The organism is Streptomyces sp. MJM8645, from assembly GCF_001625365.1.
Taxonomy (GTDB): Bacteria; Actinomycetota; Actinomycetes; order Streptomycetales; family Streptomycetaceae; genus Kitasatospora.
The window spans coordinates 868884-888936 of record NZ_LJJF01000001.1; the positions used below are offsets into that span (position 1 = coordinate 868884).

Sequence of the window (20053 nt, forward strand, 5' to 3'; positions counted from 1 at the left end):
CCCACGAACCGCCCGCCCCGGCCGGCCCCGCGGACCGCCCGGCTCAGAGTTCGACGAGCACCTTGCCCCGGCTCGCGGAGCGGTCCACGTACAGGCTGCGGTAGGCGGCCGGGATGTTGTCGAAGCCCCGGTGGACGGTCTGCTGGTAGCCGAGGTCCCCGCTGCGCACCAGCGTGCCCAGTTCCTGCCGCAGCGCCGACCAGTTCTCCTCGGTGAACCACTCCAGCGAGAAGATGCCGCGGATGGTGGTGCGCGGGAACATGATCATCGGCAGCAGTCGCGGGCCCGCCCAGTCGCCGCCGACCTGGCTGCCCCACTGCCAGCAGACCGCGACCCGGCTGTCCACGGCGAGCTGGGAGAAGACCGCGTCGGTGAGCGCCCCGCCGAGGCTGTCGAAGTAGCGGTCGATGCCGGCCGGGGCGAGCTTGGCGATTTCCTCCCGCAGCCGCTCGGGGTCGTCGCCGTCGCGGTAGAGCAGGACCGCGTCGAAGCCCAGCTCACGCAGCCGGGCGGCCTTGGCCGGGGTGGCCGTGGTGCCGATGACCCGGGCCCCCCGGTGCCGGGCCAGCTGTCCGACCACCGAGCCGACCGCCCCGGACGCCCCGCTGACCAGCACGGTGTCCCCCGGCCGGACCTTGAGGAACTTCTCGACCGTGCCCCAGGCGGTCATCCCCGGACCGCCGAGGACGCCGAGGGCGGTGGAGAGCGGCAGGGCGTCGTCGTAGTCGCCCCGGTCCAGCCGCCGGTAGGCGGGGAAGACCATCGGGAAGGTGCCGGTCTGCCAGAGCGCCGGGGCGCCGTTGCTGATCACGTGGCTGCGCCAGCCGCCGAAGCCCTGCACGAGGTCACCGACGGCGAAGGCGGCGTCCGGCCCGGCCTCCACCACCTCCATGATGGAGTCCGCGCCCATGTGGTCGCCGATCGGGGTGTCCAGGGCGATCCCCTGGAGGTACGGGTCGACCGAGACGTACCTGGTCCGCAGCAGCATCTCGTCCGCGGCGAGGCGGACGTCCACCTCCTCGACCACCTTCCGGTACATCCGCTCGACGTCCGGCACGCCGTCCACGTGCTCGCGGACGACCCACTTCTCGACCCTCATGAGGTGACTCCAAACCGCCGGTCGGCGGGCCCGACCGGTTCGATGACCAGGGTGGGCGGCGGCGCGCTGTCGTCCACGGCGGCGGTGAACGGCCGGCCGTCGTCGCGGCAGATGAACTGGACGACGTGCCGGCCGGCGGCGGCCGCCCGGATCAGTCCCCCGGTGGTCGCCCACACGCCGGAGAGGTAGAAGTTCGCCAGGCCGGGCAGCCCGGGCCCGTTGCGCTTGATCTCCTCCTCCAGGGTCTCGCCGCTCTCCACGAACGGCTGCCAGCCGAGCACCGTGCCGTCGTAGTTGCCGGTGTAGCGGACCTGGGTGAGCGGGGTGGACACGTCCTTGACCGCGACGGCGTCCCTCAGGCCGGGGTGGTGCCCGTCCAGGAACTCCACGATGGCGTCCCGCACCCGCCGCTTCTCGCGCTGGTACTCGCGGCCGCGCCCCACCGGCAGGGTGTGCAGTTCCTCGCCCCGCCGAAGCCGCGGCGCCTGCTCCGGGCCGGTGCTCAACTCCCGCCAGGGGGCGATGTCACAGAAGTAGCTGGCGTAGACGACGGTCGTCGCGGCGGGCGACAGCTCGGGGTAGTGGCGGCTGCGGAACTGGACGTTGATGCTGGGGTGGCGGATGCCGGTGAGCCGGTCGGCGACCTCGTCCTCCAGCAGGTAGGTGGTGCACGGGTCCCCGGCCGGGAAGGGGCGGCGCAGGCCCAGGAAGACGGTGAGGTAGCCGGGGAAGACCATGCCGGGCTCGGTGATGGTCCGGGTGTACAGCCGGCGGTAGGTGTCGTTCAGGTAGCGGCCCTTGAGCAGGTCCAGCATGGTGGTGCGTCCGTCGCAGGCGGCGACCACGATGTCCGCCCGGATCTCCCGTCCGTCACTCAGCCGCACCCCGACGGCCCGGTCCTGCTCGACCAGGATCTCGGCCACCTTGGTGTTGTAGCTGATCTCGCCGCCGAGCCGCCGGTAGCGCTGCTCGATCGAGCGGGCCAGCCCGAGCGAGCCGCCCTCCGGCACCCCGGCCGACTGCCCGGCGTGCGAGGCGAGTTGGAAGTAGGTGGGCAGCACCGGGAAGTTGGGGTGCTGCTCGTAGAGGATGAAGTTGAACGCCTCGCGCAGCAGCGGGCTCCGGAAGCGCGCCGAGTAGTCGCTCATCAGCACCGTGATCGAGCGCCGGATGACGTTGAAGTACGGCAGGAAGGAGGCGAGCATCCGCCAGCGCTCGGCCCGGCCCATCAGCCCGACCGGCTTGAGGAAGGGGTAACGGACGAGGGCGCGGCGGAACTTGCGCAGCCCTTCGCAGAACTGCCGGATCCGCCGGGCGTCCTCCGGGGCGAGGTCGAGCAGGTGCGCTTCGAGGCGGTCGGGGTCGGAGTAGAAGTAGACGGCGCGGCCGTCCCTGGTGCGCACCACGTTGAAGACGTCGAAGTTGCGCATCACCTTGCCCTGCAGCGCGCCGAGTTCGAGCCAGATCTGGTGCATCTCGTTGCCGGGGCCGCTGCCGAGCAGCCAGCTCACGCAGCAGTCGAAGGTGAACTCGCCGCGGTCCCAGGCCGTGCAGCAGCCGCCGGGGAGTTCGTGCATCTCCAGGACGGTGGTGCGGTAGCCGTTCATCTGCGCGTAGCAGCCGGTCGACAGGCCGCCCAGCCCGCCCCCGACGATCACCATGGTCTGCCTGCTGGTACTCGTTCCGGTCATTCCGGCACTCCCACGGTGGCCCGGTCGAGTTGCGGCAGTTTGCCCAACTTGCCCGCGTGCCAAGGTTCCTGGTTGTCACTGGGCCAGGCCCGGAACGGCCGGCCGAGCTCCCGGCAGAGGTACTGCGCGGCGTACCGGCCGCTGGTGGCGGCGCGGATCAGACCGCCGAGGCCGGCCCACTGGCCGGCCATCGAGAAGCCGCGCAGCCCGGGCAGCCGCATCCGGTCCCGGTTGACCAGCCGGTTGGCGGCGTCCTCGGCCTCGGAGAAGGCCTGCCAGGCGAGGATGCTGCCGTAGGTGTTGCCGGTGAACCGCTCGGTGGTCACCGGGGAGGCGACGTCCACGAGTTCGATCCGGCGGCCGAGCCCCGGGTACGTCCGCTCCAGGAACTCCCGGACGAACGCGGCGACTTCCTGCTTGCGCGCCCGGTAGGCGCGGCGGTCGCTGACCCGCAGGTCCTTCCAGGAGCGGTAGTCGCTGAAGTAGGTGCAGTGCAGCACCGACTTGCCGGGCGGCGCGAAGCCCTCCGCGTAGTCCGACCGCATCTGGACGACCAGGCTGTGCTGGAGCGAGCCGGGCAGCCGGGCGCCCTGCTCGGGGGGCAGCAGGTAGGTGGTGCTGTGCGGTTCGCCCTCGGGCAGCGGGCCGTCCACGCCGACGAAGGCCGAGACCACGGCCGGGTACAGGTTGCCGGGCTTGTCCAGCAGCTCGCCGTACAGCCGGTCGGTGGCGGGGCTGGACCAGCGGCCTTCGAGGAGCCGGTCGAGCACCGTCGGCCCGTCGCAGGCGGCCACCACGTGGTCGGCGAAGTGCCGGGAGCCGTCCCGGAGTTGGACGCCGACGGCGCGGTCCCCCTCGACCAGGATCCGCTCCACCCGGCAGCGGTAGCCGATCACCCCGCCGAGCGAGGTGTAGCGCTCCTCCACCGAGCGGGCCAGCCCGAGCGAACCGCCCTGCGGGAAGCCCGCGTTGCCGTTGTGCGCGGCGGCCAGGGTGTACAGGTACGGCAGCAGCGGGAAGCCGGCCGGCTCCTGGAGGAACATGTTGGGCAGCGCCCGCCGCAGCAGAGGGTCCTGGAAGCGCTCGGCGAAGCCGCTCATCGGGGTCGTCGCGGTCCGCCAGAAGAGCCGGAACGCGGGCAGCACGGTGCGCAGGGTGCGCAGCCGCTCGGCCGGGCCGCGCAGCGGCGGCGGGGTGAGGTCCCAGGGCAGGTCGATGGCGGCGAAGCGGCGCAGGTCCCGGCAGAAGGCCCGGATCGGCTTGGCGTCGCCGGGGGCGGTGGCCAGCAGGTGCCGTTCCAGCCGGTCCGGGTCCCCGTAGAAGGTGACGGCGCGGCCGTGTTCGTCGACGACGCGGTTGAAGACGTCGAAGCGGGTGATCGACTTGCCGTCGAGGGCGCCGAGTTCGCGCCACACCTGGTTCGCGCCGGTGCCCTCGGCGGTGCCGATCAGCCAGTCGATGCAGTAGTCGAACAGGTAGCCGTGCCGGGACCACGCGGTGCAGCAGCCGCCGGGCAGCACGTGCTTCTCGAAGATCCGGGTCTCCAGCCCGCTCATCTGCGCGTAGCAGCCGGTGGAGAGCCCGCCGATGCCCGCGCCGATCACGATGACCCGGGGCGGGCCGCCGGGGGCCCGCTCCCGGCTCGACCAGTCCGGTCCGCGCTCAGGCCCGGCCATCGGCGGTGCCTCCGGCCAGGATGGCGCCCGCCAGTTCGGCGTTGCGGGCGGCGAACTCGGCATCGAGCATCTCGGCGTGGCTGCCGTGGCCGGAGTGGACGGCGGTGCCAGCGCTGGAGGCGCCGTGCCAGGAGCCGTGCTCGCCGCCCGCGTGCAGCGCCAGCCGGTCCCGTTCGCAGACGACGTTGAGCGGGGCCTTCAGGACGCCCAGGTTGGGGGTCCGGCTGCAGAACGCCAGGTAGTCCCGGGCCTGTTCGAGGGTCTCCTGGGCGACGATCCGGGAGCCGGTGTGCCGGTGCAGGTGCTCGTGGAGTTCGCGCTCGAAGACGGCCAGGTGCTCCTCGCCGAGCTCGAAGGGCTCGGGGATCCGGTAGGAGTCCACCACCAGGACGGAACTGACCGTACGGCCTCGGCGTTCGAGCTCCCGGGCCACCTCGAAGGCGAGGTTGCCGCCGAGCGAGTAGCCGAGCAGGACGTACGGCCCCGACTCCTCCAGCTCCTCGACCAGGTCGGCGTAGCGGGCGGTCTTGTCGTCGCCGGCGAGGTAGTTGAAGGCGGCGAGCCGGTGGTCGGGCAGGTGGGCGGCGAGCTGGCGGTAGACCAGGCCGTGGCCGCCGGCCGGCGGGAAGCAGAACACCGTCCGCCCTTCGGGCGCCCCGGGGTTGAACCAGAGGTACGGCTGGCCGCCGGCGACTTCGCCGGTGATGATCTGCTCCAGCGTGCGGGCCATCCCGTGCAGGGTGGTGACCTTGAAGAGCAGGCCGACCGGGATGCTGATGTTGAACTCGGTCTGCAGGTGGTGGATCAGCTCGATCAGCCGGATGGAGCTGCCGCCGAGTTCGAAGAAGTCGTGCTGGAGGCCGACCTCCGCCACGCCGAGCAGGTTGCTCCAGTGCTCGGCGGTGCGGATCTCGTAGAGGGTGACGGGCGGTTCGTGCTGCGCGTCGCCGGTGTCGATCCGGGGCTCGGGCAGGGCGGCCAGGTCGACCTTGCCGTTGGGGGTGAGCGGCAGGGCGGGCAGTTCGGTGAGGTGGGAGGGGATCATCACGGTGGGCAGGTGCTCGGCCAGGTGGCGGCGCAGTTCCCGGCGGTCCAGGGTGGTCCTCTCGGCGGGGACCAGGTAGGCGGCCAGCACGGCTTCGCCGGTGGCGTCCTGACGGACCGTCACGCAGGCCTGGGCGAGTTCGGGGCGGGCGGTGAGGTGGGCCTCGATCTCGCCGATCTCGATCCGGTGGCCGCGCACCTTGACCTGGTTGTCGATCCGCCCGAGCAGGTGGGCGGTGCCGTGGGCGTCCCAGTGGCCGAGGTCGCCGGTGCGGTAGAGCCGGACGGGCGGGCCGTCGAGCTCCAGGGTGGTGAAGCGCCGGGTGGTCTGCTCCGGGTCGTTCGGGTAGCCGGCGGCGACACCGGCGCCGCCGATCCACAGCTCGCCGGGCACTCCGGGCGGTACCGGCTCGCCGTAGTGGTCGAGGATGTACAGCGCGCTGTTGGGGAAGGGCCGGCCGATCGGCACCATCCGGCCGGGCTCCAGGGCGTCCGCGCCGCCCTCGTAGTAGCTGGTGTCGATGGTGGCCTCGGTCAGGCCGTAGGAGTTGACCAGCCGGGTGTCCGGCCCGCACAGGGCGCGCAGCCGCCGGTGCTCGGCGGCCTTCCAGGAGTCGGAGCCGACGACCAGCAGCCGCAGGAAGTCCAGCCGCAGGCCCTCGCGTTCGCAGTGGGCCAGCAGGCCGCGGGCGACGGCGGGCACGAACTCGCCGCAGTCGACGGCCTCCTCGCGCATGGTGCGGTACAGCCGGGCGGTGTCGAACAGCAGGTCGCGGTCGACCAGGACGAGGGTGCCGCCGGTGCTCAGCGCCCGGGCGAGGTCGCCGGAGAACACGTCGAAGGCGGTCCCGGCCATCTGGAGGTGCACCCGGGCCTCGGTGTCGAGGCGGTACTCGGCGCGCCAGCCCGCGGTGACGGCGGCGAGGTTGCGGTGGTCGACCCGTACGGCCTTCGGGCGGCCGGTGGAGCCGGAGGTGTGGATGACGTAGGCGGGGCGGTCCGGGTCGGCGGCGGGCAGCGGGCCGCTCTCGGCGGCCGGCCGGTCGAGTTCGTCCAGGGTGACGGGGCGGACGGGCGCTTCGGTGCCGAACGGGTTCCGTTCGGCGACCACGACGAGGGCGGCTCCGGCGTCGGTCACCTGGTAGGCGAGCCGGTCGGCCGGGTGGCCGGGGTCGAGCGGCAGGTAGGCGGCGCCGGCCCGCCAGATCGCCAGCAGGACGACGATCAGCTCGGGTGACTTGTCCAGGCAGACCGCGACCACCGAGCCTTCGCCGACGCCCAGTTCGCGCAGCCGCAGGGCCGTCCGCTGGGCCCGCCGGTCGAGCTCGCCGTAGGTGAGGCGGCGGACGCCGTCCGGGCGGGGGGAGGTGACGGCGACGGCCTCGGGGTGTTCGGCGGCGGCCTTGGCGACGAGTTCGGGCACCGGGGTGTCGTGGTCGGCCCGCCGGTCGGCGCCGCTGAAGCCGGTGAGGATGCGGCGGCGTTCGGCCTCGTCGAGCATCCGCAGCCGGCCGACCGGGCGGTCGGTGCCGGCGCTGGTCATGGCGTCCAGCAGGTTGCGGTAGTGCGCGGCCAGCCGCTCGACGGTGGCGGCGTCGAAGAGGTCGGAGTTGTACTTGAACACGCAGTGGAAGCAGCCGTCCGCGCGGTCCTCGTAGGCGGACAGCGTCAGGTCGAACTGCCCTTCCTCCTCGGGGAGTTCGATGTACTCCAGGCGGTAGCCGAAGCGCTCCACGGCGACCTTGTGGGTGAGCAGGATGAACATCGCCTGGAACACCGCCGAGCGGCTGGGGTCGTGCTGGAGCCCCAACTGCTCGACCAGCAGCGGGAACGGGTACTCCTGGTTGTCCAGGCCGCCGAGCACGCTCTCCCGCACCCGGGCCAGCAGCTCGGCCACGGTCGGCTCCCCGGCCAGGCTGACGTGCAGCGGCAGCGGGTTGACGAAGTAGCCGTAGACGGAGGCGAACTCCTCCTGGGTACGGCCGGTGACGGGGCTGCCGACCACGATGTCCGGCTGGCCCGACCAGCGGTGCAGCAGCAGGTAGTAGGCGCTCAGCAGCACCATGAACGGGGTGGCGTGGTGCGCGCGGGCCAGCTCGTGGACGCGGGCGGTCAGGTCGGCGTCGAGCCGGAAGAACGCCGAGGCGCCGTTGTGGGTCTGCACGGCCGGCCGGGGCCGGTCGGTGGGCAGGGCGAGGACGGGCATCTCGGCCGGCAGGTGGCCGCGCCAGTAGTCGAGCATCCGCCGGGCGTCGGGGCCGGCCAGGAAGCGGTTCTGGTGGTTGAGGAAGTCGAGGTAGCGGGCGGCCACGGCGGGGAGTTCGGGGGTGCGGCCCTGGCGCAGCGCCTCGTAGACCTCGAACAGCTCCTCGATGAAGGTGAAGGTGGAGATCGCGTCCGAGACGATGTGGTGGACGGCCTTCATCAGGACCCAGCGGTCCGGTCCGCGCCGGAACAGCCGCAGCCTGACCAGCGGGTCGTTCGCGAGGTCGTACGGCCGCCGGTACTCGGCGACGATCAGCGCGTGGATCTCCTCCCAGGGGCGGCCCTCGACGTCGAACAGTCCGGTGTCGGCCACCGCCTCCGGGCGGATCCGCTGGACCGGCCGGCCCTCCTCCGCGGTGAAGGCGGCCCGCAGCCCGGGGTGCCGGGCGACCAGCGCGCGGAAGGCGGCGAAGACCAGCTCGGGGTCGAGCTCGGCGCGCACCTCCACCGCGCCGCCGATGTTGTAGGCGAAGCCGTCCGGGTGCAGCTGGCGCAGGAACCACAGCGCCTGCTGGTTGTGGGTGAGCGGGTAGCGGGCCTCGTCGGTGTGCAGCTCGACCTCGGCCTGCTCGGGGCCGCCCTCGGCGTCGAGCCGCTCGGCCAGGCCGGCGACGAGCAGGTCGACCAGGTCGCCGACGGTGCCGTTGCTGAGCAGCGCCACCACCGGCAGGGCGACGCCCAGTTCGCCGTGCACCCGGGCGCGCAGCTCCATCGCGAGCAGCGAGTCCAGGCCGTGCGCGCCGAGTCTGGTGTCCGGGGCGATCCGCTCGGCGCCGATCCGCAGCACGGCCGCGGCGGCGGCGGTGAACCGCTCGGTGACGAGCCGGTGCCGGGTCGGCGGATCCGCCGTGCGGTAGGCGTCCAGGAAGCCGCCGGTCTCGGCCGGGGCCTGCTCGGCGGCGCTGGCGGCCAGGTCGGCGACCAGCGGCGGCGGCGCGGGGTACCAGGCGAGGAAGGTCGGCCAGTCGACCACGGTGGCGACCAGCAGCTGGGCGCGGTCCTGGCCGAGGACGCGCTCCAGCACGGCCGTGCCGGCGTCCGGCGGGAGCGAGCTCATGCCGCGGGCGTCGCGGTAGTGGGCGACCAGGCCCAGTTCCTCGATCATGCCGGTGGCCCAGGGGCCCCAGTCGAGGCTGAGCGCGGGCAGGCCGGCGGCCCGGCGGTGGTGGGCGAGGGCGTCCAGGAAGGCGTTGCCGGCCGCGTAGTTGGTCTGCCCGGCGGTGGTGAGCAGCGAGGCGACGGAGGCGAACAGCACGAAGTGGTCGAGCGGTTCGTCGCGCAGCAGCCGGTGCAGCAGGTGGCCGCCGACCACCTTCGGGGCGTATCCGGCATCGAAGGCGGCCCGGTCCATCTGCGGCACCAGCACGTCCTTGACCTGCCCGGCGAGGTGGAACACCCCGCGGATGGGCGGGCGTTGGCGCTGCCGGTAGTCGGCGAGCCAGGCGGCGAGGGCGGTCTCGTCGGTGACGTCGACCGGGGCGAGCAGCGGTTCGGCGCCGAGCGCCTGGAGTTCGCGCAGGAAGGCGATCCGCTCCCCGGCCGGGCTGGCGGGGTCGGTCCGGTACCACTGGTCGCGCTCGGGCAGCGCGGTGCGGCCGACCAGGATCAGCCGCCGGGCGCCGCGCCGCACCAGGGTGCGGCAGAGCAGCCGGCCGAGCGCGCCGAACGCGCCGGTGACCAGGTAGCTGCCGTCGGGGCGCAGGACCGGCGGCAGCGGGCGGGTGAGGCCCTCGGCCTGGCGGAGCCGGCTGGTGCGGCGGTGGCCGGCCCGCAGGGCGATCTCCTGCTCGTCCCGGGAGGCGAGTTCGGCGAGCAGCGCCTCGGCCTGGTCGAGCGGGTCGGCGGCGGGGTCGAGGTCGATCAGGGTGCCGCGCTGGGCGACGAGTTCCTGCTGCCAGAGCACCCGTCCGATGCCCCAGGCGGGTGCGCCGAGCGGCTCGACCCGGTCGGCGGGGTCGGCGGCCTGGGTGCCCCGGGTGACGATGTGCAGCCGGGCGTCCGGGAGGGCGGCGGGCAGGGCCTGGGCGAGGGCGATCAGCGCGTAGCCGCCGAGGGTGGCGAGCTGGTCGAGCCGGTCGGCCGTGGTGGTGTCGAGGGCGGGCTGGTCGAGGTTCCACAGCTGGACGACGGTGCGGTAGCCGGGGCCGAGGTCGGTGAGGAGCCGGGTGAGGTCCTCGGCGGAGTCCGGGCGGACGGTCGAGTGCCCGTCGCCGGGCCGGTAGCCGGTGCCGGGCCGGACCAGGTGGCAGCGGGCGCCGCGTTCGGCGGCCAGCACGGCGAGGCGTTCGGCGAGGCCGCCGGCGTCGGCGAACAGCAGCAGGTCGCCGAGGTCCTGGTCGGCGGGCGCGGCCGGGGCGTCCGTCCAGGCGAGTTCGGTGAGCCAGCCGTCGATGGTGGCGAGGCCGACCGAGGCGGGGGCCTGCGCGACGTCGGCGACCCGGAAGCCGGTGATCCGGCCGACCGGGGTGCCGTCCTCGGTGTACAGGGCGAGGTCGCCGACGAGTTCGCCGCCGCCCTCGCGGGTGACGGTGGCGTGCGCCCAGATCGGCCGGTCGCCGACCTGGTCGAGCCGGACCTCCTCGATGGACACCGGCAGCCGGACGCCGCCGTCCTCGGGCGTGAGCAGCCGGGTGGCCAGCAGGGTCTGGAAGCAGGCGTCGAGCAGCACCGGGTGCAGTTGGTGGTCGGCCGCCTCGGGGCCGAGCCGGTCGGTCGGGCTGATCCGGGCCAGTGCCTCGCCGGGGCTCGTCCACACCTCCTGGACGGCCTGGAAGGCGGGCCCGTAGTCGTAGCCGCGGGCGGCCAGGAGCCGGTAGCAGTCGGGGCCGTCGAAGCGCTGTCCGCGCGAGCGGATCGCCTCGGCGTCCAGCGCCGGCCCGTGGGCGCGGCGCTGGCCGGTGCGGACCCGGCCGCCGGCGTGCACCACCGGTTCGCCGCCGGCCGGGGTGGAGGCGATGGTGAAGCGGGCGTCCTCCGGGGCGTAGCCGAGCTGGACGGGGGTGGGCTCGGTGTCGGAGAGGAACAGGGCCCGGTTCAGCTCGATCTCGGCGAGCACGACCTCGGTGCCGCCGGTGAGGGCGCGGACGGCCTGGGCGGCCATCTCCAGGTACCCGGCCGCCGGGAAGACCACCTGGCCCTCGATCCGGTGGTCGGCCAGGTAGGGCAGCCGCTCGGGGTCGAGTGCGGTGGTCCAGGCGGGTTGGGCGCTCGCGGTGCGGCGGCCGAGCAGCGGGTGGTCGACCTCGCCGAGCCGGACCTGCCGGACGGCGCTCGGCTCGACCCAGTACCGGTCGCGCCGCCACGGGTAGCCGGGCAGCGGCACCGGGCGGCCGGCCGGGTGCAGTGCGCGCCAGTCCGGTTCGACGCCCAGGGTGTGCAGTTCGGCGAGCGACCGGGTGAAGCAGGCGGGCTCGTCGGCGTGCCGGCGGATGGACGCCAGGGCGTGCGCGCCGTCGACGCACTCGCGGATCGCGTGGCCGAGCACCGGGTGCGGGCCGATTTCCAGGAACAGGCCGTGCCCGTCCTGGGCCATCCGTTCGACGGCGGCGCGGAAGCGCACCGGGTTGCGGACGTTGTGCCACCAGTACCCGGCGTCGAGTTCGGGGCCGCGGGCGAGGCCCTCGCGGGCGGTGAGGTAGAGCGGCAGCCGGGCCTCGTTGGGCTTGAGCGCGGCGAGCGCGGCGGTCAGCTCGTCCCGGATCGGGTCCATCCGCACGCTGTGGTACGGGACTTCGACCTCCAGGAAGCGGGTGAACACCTCCTGGCCGCGCAGTTCCTCGGCGAGTTCGCGCAGCGCGTCGGTGTCGCCGGCCAGGGTCACGGTGGAGGGGCTGTTGACGGCCGCCAGCGAGACCCGGGCGCGGTACGGGCGGATCCGGCGCTCCGCCTCGGCCTCCGGGAGGCCGACGGCGAGCATGGTGCCGGTGCCGGACAGCCGCTGCTGGAGGCGGCTGCGGGCGAGCACCACCCGGACGGCGTCGGCCAGGTCGTACACCCCGGCCTCGTGGAAGGCGGCGACCTCGCCGGTGCTGTGCCCGACCACCGCGTCGGGGCGCAGGCCGTGGCTGCGCCAGAGCGCGGACAGGCCCAGCTGGACGGCGAAGTTGGCGGGCTGGGCGAGCCAGGTCTCGGCCATCCGGGAGTCGGCCTCGTCGCGGTGCAGTTCGTCGAGCAGGGACCAGCCGGCCTGCTCGCGGATCTCCCGGTCGCAGGCCTGGACGGCCGCCCGGTAGACCGGTTCGTTCTCGTACAGGCCTCGGCCCATGCCCCACCACTGCGGGCCCATGCCGGTGAACACCCAGGCCAGGCGGCGCTGTTGGCGCTCCCGGGCGCGGCCCTGGAGCACCCGGGGGTGCGCCTCGCCGCGCTCGTGGGCGGCCAGCGCCTCGTCCAGGTCGTCCTGCGTGGAGTAGACCACCGCGAGCCGCTCGGGCAGGTGCTGGCGCCGGTGCGCCAGGGTGTGGCCGAGGTCGGCGAGCGGCACCCCGGCGGCGAGCTCCCGGCGGATTCCGGCGGCGAGTTCGGGCAGTCCGGCGGCGTCCTTGGCGCTCAGCGGCAGCACGGTGCAGGCCGGCTGCGGGGCCGGGGCGGCGGGCCCGGTGCTCGGCGGCTCCTCCAGCAGGACGTGCGCGTTGGTGCCGCCGAAGCCGAAGGAGTTGACGCCGGCCCGGGCCGGCCCGTCGTGCTCGGGCCAGTCGACCGGGGCGGTCGGGATGTCGAAGGGCAGCGCGGCCAGGTCGATGCCGGGGTTGGGCCGTTCCAGGTTGAGGTGCGGCGGGATCCGCCGGTGCTTGAGGGCGAGGGCGGTCTTGATCAGCCCGGCGACGCCGGCGGCGGCCTCGGTGTGCCCGATGTTGGTCTTCACCGAGCCGACGTAGCAGCGGTCGCCCGGGCGGCGGCCGACGCCCAGCACCCGGCCGAGCGCGGCCGCCTCGATCGGGTCGCCGACCGGGGTGGAGGTGCCGTGCGCCTCGACGTACTGGAGGCTGCCGGGCACCACCCCGGCCTCGGCGCAGACCCGTTCGATCAGGGTGACCTGGGCGTCCGCGCTGGGGACGGTGATGCCGTTGGTGCGCCCGTCCTGGTTGACGCCGCTGCCGAGGATGACGGCGTGCACCGGGTCGCCGTCGCGCAGCGCGTCCGACAGCCGCTTGAGGACGACCACGCCGACTCCCTCGGCCCGGACGTAGCCGTCGGCGGAGGCGTCGAAGGCGCGTGAGCGGCCGTCGGCGGACAGGAAGCCGCCCTTGGTCTCGGCGATCGTGTACTGCGGCGCCATGTGCAGCAACGCGCCGCCCGCCAGGGCGAGTTCGGTCTCGCCGCGGAGCAGGCTCTGACAGGCGAGGTGCACCGCGACCAGGGAGGAGCTGCAGGCGGTGTCGATCGAGACGCTGGGGCCGCGGAAGTCGAAGCAGTGCGAGATCCGGTTGGAGACCATCGTCATCATGGTGCCGGTGGCGGTGTGCGCGGCGAGCGTGCGGAAGTCGAGGTCGGCGAACTGGAGGATCTTGTAGTCGAGGGTGAAGGCCCCCATGTAGACGCCGACGTCGCGGCCGGCCAGCTCGCCGGGGCGCAGGCCACCGTCCTCCAGGGCCTCCCAGCTGACCTCCAGGAGCTTGCGCTGCTGCGGGTCCATGTGCTCGGCCTCGCGCGGGCTGATGCCGAAGAAGTCCGGGTCGAAGGTGTCGAACCCGTCGATGTAGCCGCCCCGGCCGCCGATCAGGCGGCCCGGTTTGGAGCGGTCGCGACTGCCGAGCGTGCCGGTGTCGTAGCGGTCGGCGGGTGTCGCGGTGAGGCAGTCCCGGCCCTCGACGAGGTTGCGCCAGTAGGTCCGGTGGTCGTTGGCGTGTCCCGGCAGGCGGCAGCCGATGCCGGTGATCGCGATCCGGTCGCAGGGCACGGCGAAGGGCGAGGTGGTCATGATCCAATCCGAGGGTGATGGCGTGGCGGCGCGGACACGGGCGGAGGAAGAGCGGCCTCGCGGGCAGGGTCAGACGGACGGCTCGGTGGCCTTCACCTGGCGCCAGGGGTGCAGCAGGGTGGCGCCCACTTCGCCGGTGGCCGGGAAGGCGGCCGGATCGGCGAGGCCGACGGCGGTGGGCACCCGGCCGGGGCGCCAGGTGAAGCTGCCGAACACGTGGTCCCACAGCGAGAGGTCGGAGGCGTAGTGCCCGGCCTCAGCGAGGTCGGTGCTGTGGTGCAGTCGGTGGAGCTCGGGGCCGGCCAGCAGGTGGCCGAGGAGCCCGAGGCGGACGTCGATGTTCGCGTGAACGAAATACCCCTGCGCAAGAATGAATATTCCGACCACGAACACGGATTCCGCCGAGAAGCCGATCAGCGACAACAAGAGTTGCACCACGGACTGCGCGACGAACACGTCGAGAATATGGTTCACGCCGTTGTTCGCGACATTCACCTTGTCCGGCACGTGGTGGACGCCGTGCAGGCGCCAGAGCCACCGGTTGTGGTGGGACCAGCGGTGGACGAGGTAGTCGCCGAGCGAGCCGACCAGCAGCGCGAGCGGGATCTCCACGGCGAACGGGAGCGCCGGACGGGCCGCCCCGAGCACCTGCACCAGCGCCGTCACCAGCCCCACCGCGACCGCACCGCCGACCATGCTCAGCACGAAGTACACGGTGTACCAGCGCAGTTCACGCCCGCTCGGATGCCAGTCGGTCCGGTACGGGATCACCCGCTCCAGTACCGCCAGGTACCCGAGGACGCCGACCAGCACGAGAGGGGAGACCCGGTCGGGCTCCCAGTGGAAGTGCAGTGTGGCGACGGCCGTGCACAGCACCCCCAGGAGCAGAAGCGGATGAGCGAGCCGGCGTGCAATGGCGGACAGCACGCGCCCCCTTGGTTATTCGCGAACTAATGACTGGAAACGTCAGAGACTCTAGCGGGAGCGGTCAGCTGCGGCAGTCATTCGACGTGTTAACGCCATAAATAACCCGATCGGAGGAAGATCCGCGCACGAAGTTGACGCTAGAGCGGCGCGAAAGGGGCGCGTTTGTTCGTAGGCACTGGAGAAACCGGAGCGCAGCGAGGCCGGTTTCGCGCCGGGCGAGGTCGCACGCCCCCCTGTGGCGGGGTGCGGTCCGGACCCGGATCCGGCCACCGGTCCCACGAGGGCGGCGCGGGTGGCACGGGGCGAGCGCGAACCGGGCGCGCGGGCGTGGGCGGGGTGGGCAGCGCGGGCGTGGGCGGGGTGGGCAGCGCGGGCGTGGGCGGGGTGGGCAGCGCGGGCGGCGGCGCCCGTCAGGATCCCGCCAGCTCCGCCAGCCGCCACGCCGCGTCCGGCCGGTACGCCGCGAGGCGGTCGCGCAGGCCGCGCAGCTCGTACCCGACCAGGGCCGGCAGGGCCGCCGCCGGGGCGGTCTCCAGGGCGGGCCCGAGCAGTTGGACGGCCGTCTGCGGGTCGTGCGCGCAGGCATGGCAGTCCGCCACCCGGACGGTGAAGAGGAGACGGCTGGAGGGGAGCTGGGCCGGGCCGAGCAGGCCGAGCGCGGTCTCGGCGGCGGTCAGCGCACGGCGGGCCAGCCGGGGGTCGTCGACGACCGCGGCGAGGTCGCGCAGCGCGGCGGCCGCGCCGGACTCCACCCGCAGCCGCATCGAGGCGATGGAGAGCCAGGGCGCGTCGTCCTCGTCCCGGGCGCCGATGTGGTCCAGGTGCAACCGGGCGCGGCCGAGGTGCCGGATGGTGGCCCGGACGTCGCCGGTCAGGGCGTGCGCACGGGCCTGGCCGATCTGGCCCATCGCGCCGGCCCAGTGCCGGCCGGGGGCGGCGCGGCCGGTCTCCCGGGCGTAGCCGAGGGCGGCGGCCGGGTCGCCGTCCATCCGGGCGAGGGTGCTCATGTCGCTCAACGCGGCGACCTGGGTGGCCTGGTCCCCGGCAAGCTCCGCCCAGGCGAGCGCGCGGTCGAAGCAGGCCATCGCGGTGGCGTTGCGGCCGTCCTGCATCCGCAGCGCGCCCGCGGCGTGCGCGTGCTCGGCGGCCAACCGGGCGAGCGGGCGGCGCTGCGCGGCGGGGGCGGCGGCGAGCCGGGCGAGCACGGCCTGCAAGGTGCGTTCGACGGCGGCGGCCAGGCCCGGCAGGCCGCCGGCCTCGCCGGAACGCAGGTGGGCGGCGAGCAGCCCGGTGAGGGCGTGTGCGGTGGCGGCGTCCAGGGGCGGCGCGGCGGCCGGGTTCGCGGCGCAGAACTCGGCGTGCAGCGCGGCGAGTTCGACCGGGTCGGGGACGTCGCAGCCGTCGGCGCCGTGCAGCGGGCAGAGCAGGCCGTAGTCGGGCAGCCGGGGCGGCGGCTGGGCGGGGGCGCTCCAACGGGCCGGGCCGCCGGGCCCGTTCACGGCCGCCGTGGGCAGCGGGGGCCGCAGCAGGGCGGGCGCGAGGGGCGCCAGGGAGGGCAGTTCGGCGGTCTCGGCCCGCTGGCAGGCGGCCCGCAACTCACCGCCCGCACCGAGGAGTTCGTCGATCCGGTCGGCGATCCGGGGAGTGACCCGGCGGGCGCCGTGCTCGATCTTGCTCACCGCGGTGTGGTCGTAGCCGATGCCGGCGCCGAGTTGGGCCTGGGTGAGGCCGGCCCGGCGCCGCCAGTGGCGCAGCCGGGCGCCGAAGTCCCGCCAGGCGCCGAGCTCCTGGGCGGGCGGGGCGACGGGTGGGGACGGAGGTGGGAACGGAGGTGCGGACGCCGGTGCCACGGCCACGCGGTTCCGGTGCACGGCTGCCTCCTCCGGTCGCTTCCCCCGGGCCCTCGCCAACCTTCCGACCATCAGGACGGTACTCGATGACACCCGGTCCGTACATGAGGTGGTCTCAACCACTCGGGCAAAAGCCCAGCTTGACGGAATTTGCCAACCCTATGCATCGCGTGCACCAGCCATTGACCAGAGCATGACGCCGTGTGAGGGTTCCGGCACCCGAACGCGGACGGCCCGCACGGCCGTCCCCCAGACACGGCCCTGCGGTGCGCCACCAGCCATGCCGTCCGCGGTCGAGGACCCCCACATGCTAGGAGCCTCGATGCAACGCAGAGTTTCCACAGGACGGTTGCTGACCACGGCGACCACCCTGACCGTGCTGGCCGGCATGATCGCCGCCACGGCCGGGCCGGCCACCGCCGCGCCCACCCCCTCTCCCGCACCACCCAGCGCCCTCGCGGCAGCCGTCAACGCCGCCGACGCGGCCGCGGCCGCCGGCCTGGACGCACTGGCCAAGGGCCCCGGCGAGACCTACGAGCGCCGGGCCGTCACCCCCTGGCTCGGCGGCCTCTACTCCGTCGCGTACGACCGCAGCTACCGCGGCCTGCCGGTGGTCGGCGGCGACGCCGTGGTGCTCGCCGACGGCCAGGGCAAGGTCCGCGGCCTCCAGTCGGCCGCCACCGGGCCGGTCGGCGGCTCGATAACCCCGCAGGTCAGCGCCGCGAACGCGGAGAAGACCGCGCGCACCAAGCTGGCCGCGGTGGACTCGGTGGCCGAGCGCCGCCTGGTCGTCCGGGTCAAGGACGGCGCGAGCCGGCTCGCCTGGGAGACCGTCCTCAAGGGCCGTACCGAGAGCGCACCGAGCACGTTGCACGTCTTCGTGGACGCCGCCAGCGGCGAGGTGATCGACAGCTACGACGATGTCCGGGCCGGCACCATCAACAGCAAGTGGAACGGCCCCGGCCCGCTGACCATCAGCACCACCAACTCCGGCGGCTCGTACTCGCTGCGCGACCCGAACCGGCCCGGCCTGACCTGCTCCGACTACAGCAGCGGCCAGGTGTTCAGCAAGTCCTCCGACTCCTGGGGCACCGGCAACCCCTCCAGCAAGGAGACCGGCTGCGCCGACGCCATGTGGGCGGCCCAGAAGGAATGGGACATGCTCCGCGACTGGCTCGGTCGCAACGGCCACAACGGCAACGGCGGCAGCTGGCCGGTCAAGGTCGGCCTCAACGACGTCAACGCCTACTGGGACGGCAGCTCCATCTCCATCGGCCACAACCAGAACAACGAGTGGATCGCCGCCCAGGACGTCGTCGGCCACGAGTTCGGCCACGGCATCGACCAGTACACCCCCGGCGGCGCCAACAACGAGAACGGCCTGGGCGAGGGCACCGGCGACATCTTCGGCGCGCTCACCAAGGAGTACGCCAACCAGCCCGCGCCCTACGACTACCCCGACTACCAGGTCGGCCGGCAGGTCAACCTGGTCGGCCAGGGGCCGATCCGCAACCTCTACCAGCCCTCACTGGTCAACAACGACCCGAACTGCTACTCCTCCTCCATCCCCAGCACCGAGGTGCACGCGGCCGCCGGCCCGCTGAACCACTGGTTCTACCTCCTGTCGATGGGCTCCAACCCGGGCGGCGGCAAGCCGTCCAGCCCCACCTGCAACAACTCCTCGGTCACCGGCATCGGCGTCAAGCAGGCCGGCCAGGTCTTCTACGGCGGCATGCTGCTCAAGACCAGCGGCATGACCTACAAGCGGTACCGCACCACCACCCTGACCGCCGCCAAGAACCTCGACCCGACCTGCAACTACTTCACCCGGACCAAGGCCGCCTGGGACGCGATCAGCGTGCCCGCGCAGAGCGGCGACCCGACCTGCACCCCGTCCGGCAACAACGACTTCTCGCTCGCGCTCGGCCCGGCCTCCGGTTCCGTCCAGCCCGGCGCCTCGACCACGGCGACGGTCTCCACCGCCGTCACCTCGGGCACCGCGCAGACCGTCAACCTGACCGCCTCGGGCGCCCCGACCGGGGTCACCGCGACGCTCAACCCCTCCTCCGTGCAGACGGGTTCGTCCGCGACGCTGACCCTGTCGGCCTCCTCGGGCGCCCCGGCCGGGACGTACGTGATCACCGTCACCGGCACCGCCGGCGCGGCCACCCACACCGCCCAGTACACCCTGACCGTCGGCGGCGGGGGCACCCCCGGCGGGCCCGCGCCCGACATCGACGTCGCCAAGGTCCAGGCCCACCTGACCCAGCTGAACACCATCGCCAACCAGAACGGCGGCAACCGCCGGGCCGGCAGCGCCGGGCACAGCCAGTCCGTGGCGTACATCAAGGGCAAGCTGCAGGCCGCCGGCTACACCGTGACCGAGCAGACCTGCACCTCCTGCACCTACCAGTCCAACAACCTGATCGCCGACTGGCCCGGCGGCCCCGCCGACCAGGTCACCATGTTCGGCGCCCACCTGGACAGCGTCTCGGCCGGCCCCGGCATCAACGACAACGGCTCCGGCTCGGCCACCCTGCTGGAGAACGCCCTCGTCCTCGCCCAGCAGAACCCCACCCTGACCCGGCACGTCCGGTTCGCCTGGTGGACCGGTGAGGAGCAGGGCCTCCAGGGCTCGCAGTCCTACGTCGGCCAGCTGAGCTCCACCCAGCGCTCCGCGATCAAGTCCTACTACAACTTCGACATGGTCGGCTCGCCCAACGCCGGCTACTTCATCAACAACATCACCTCCGCCGCCTCCGCGCCGATGAAGGCCTACTGGGACTCCCTCAACCTCCAGCCGGAGGAGAACGTCGAGGGCCAGGGCCGCTCGGACGACTACTCCTTCCAGCAGGCCGGCATCCCCACCTCCGGCTACGCGGCCGGCGCCGACGCCGTCAAGACCTCCGGCCAGGCGACCAAGTGGGGCGGCAGCGCGGGCCGTTCGTACGACTCCTGCTACCACCAGTCCTGCGACACCACCAGCAACATCGACCCGACCGCGCTGAACCGCAGCGCCGACGGCGTGGCCTACACCATCTGGAAGACCTCCGTCGGCGGCACCACCCCCGCCAACGACTTCTCCCTCGCGGTGAACCCGGCCACCGCCACCGTCAACCCCGGCGACTCGGCCACCGCGACGGTCTCCACCGCCACCACCTCCGGCTCCGCCCAGACGGTCAACCTGACCGCCTCCGGCGCCCCGGCGGGCGTGACGGTCTCCTTCAGCCCGTCCTCGGTGCAGTCCGGCGCCTCGGCCTCGCTGACCATCGCGACCGCCGCGAACACGGCGGCCGGCACCTACAGCATCACGCTCACCGGTACCGGCACCGCCACCCACAGCACCAGCTTCTCGCTGGTCGTGGGCAACGGCCCGACCAACCCCGGCGGCACCTGGACGCCCGGCACCACCTACCAGGCGGGCGACGTCGTGACCTACAACGGGGTCAGCTACCGCTGCATCCAGGGTCACACCGCCCAGGTCGGCTGGGAGCCGCCCATCGTCCCCGCCCTGTGGCAGGCCGTGTGACCCGTAGGGCACCCGCCTGACACCCCGTAAGCCGCTGCGCCGCGGTCCGTCG

The 20053-nt window shown here is 73.6% G+C and carries 7 protein-coding genes; 1 reads left to right on the top strand and 6 read right to left on the bottom strand.

The window, feature by feature from the left end:
* Positions 1-43: 43 nt before the first annotated feature.
* The 6 genes from A6F73_RS03410 to A6F73_RS03435 form a co-directional block, all read right to left on the bottom strand.
* Entirely contained in the window at positions 44-1099 is a 1056-nt protein-coding gene (locus A6F73_RS03410) for an NADP-dependent oxidoreductase (RefSeq protein ID WP_063346380.1), read from the bottom strand.
* A complete protein-coding gene (locus tag A6F73_RS03415) occupies positions 1096-2790 on the bottom strand; it encodes an NAD(P)/FAD-dependent oxidoreductase (protein WP_244293272.1) in 1695 nt (564 codons plus the stop codon). The genes A6F73_RS03410 and A6F73_RS03415 overlap by 4 nt, the downstream gene beginning before the upstream one ends.
* A complete protein-coding gene (locus A6F73_RS03420; RefSeq protein ID WP_063346382.1) occupies positions 2787-4466 on the bottom strand; it encodes an NAD(P)/FAD-dependent oxidoreductase in 1680 nt (559 codons plus the stop codon). Before A6F73_RS03420 ends, A6F73_RS03415 begins: the two co-directional genes overlap by 4 nt.
* The gene (locus tag A6F73_RS03425; protein WP_063346383.1) at positions 4453-13695 is read right to left on the bottom strand and encodes a non-ribosomal peptide synthetase/type I polyketide synthase; all 9243 of its coding nucleotides are present in this window, start codon (positions 13693-13695) and stop codon (positions 4453-4455) included. Before A6F73_RS03425 ends, A6F73_RS03420 begins: the two co-directional genes overlap by 14 nt.
* Before the next feature lie 69 nt (positions 13696-13764).
* A complete protein-coding gene (locus A6F73_RS03430) occupies positions 13765-14583 on the bottom strand; it encodes a sterol desaturase family protein (protein WP_244293578.1) in 819 nt (272 codons plus the stop codon).
* Positions 14584-15032: 449 nt separating this feature from the next.
* Positions 15033-16493, bottom strand: coding sequence for a helix-turn-helix transcriptional regulator (locus A6F73_RS03435; protein ID WP_244293273.1), 1461 nt, complete (start codon positions 16491-16493; stop codon positions 15033-15035).
* Between the two features lie 367 nt (positions 16494-16860).
* Between A6F73_RS03435 and A6F73_RS03440 the strand changes: the two genes are divergently transcribed.
* Positions 16861-20001 (top strand): M28 family peptidase, encoded by a 3141-nt coding sequence (locus tag A6F73_RS03440; RefSeq protein ID WP_208869147.1) that lies wholly within the window; start codon positions 16861-16863, stop codon positions 19999-20001.
* Positions 20002-20053: the final 52 nt, after the last annotated feature.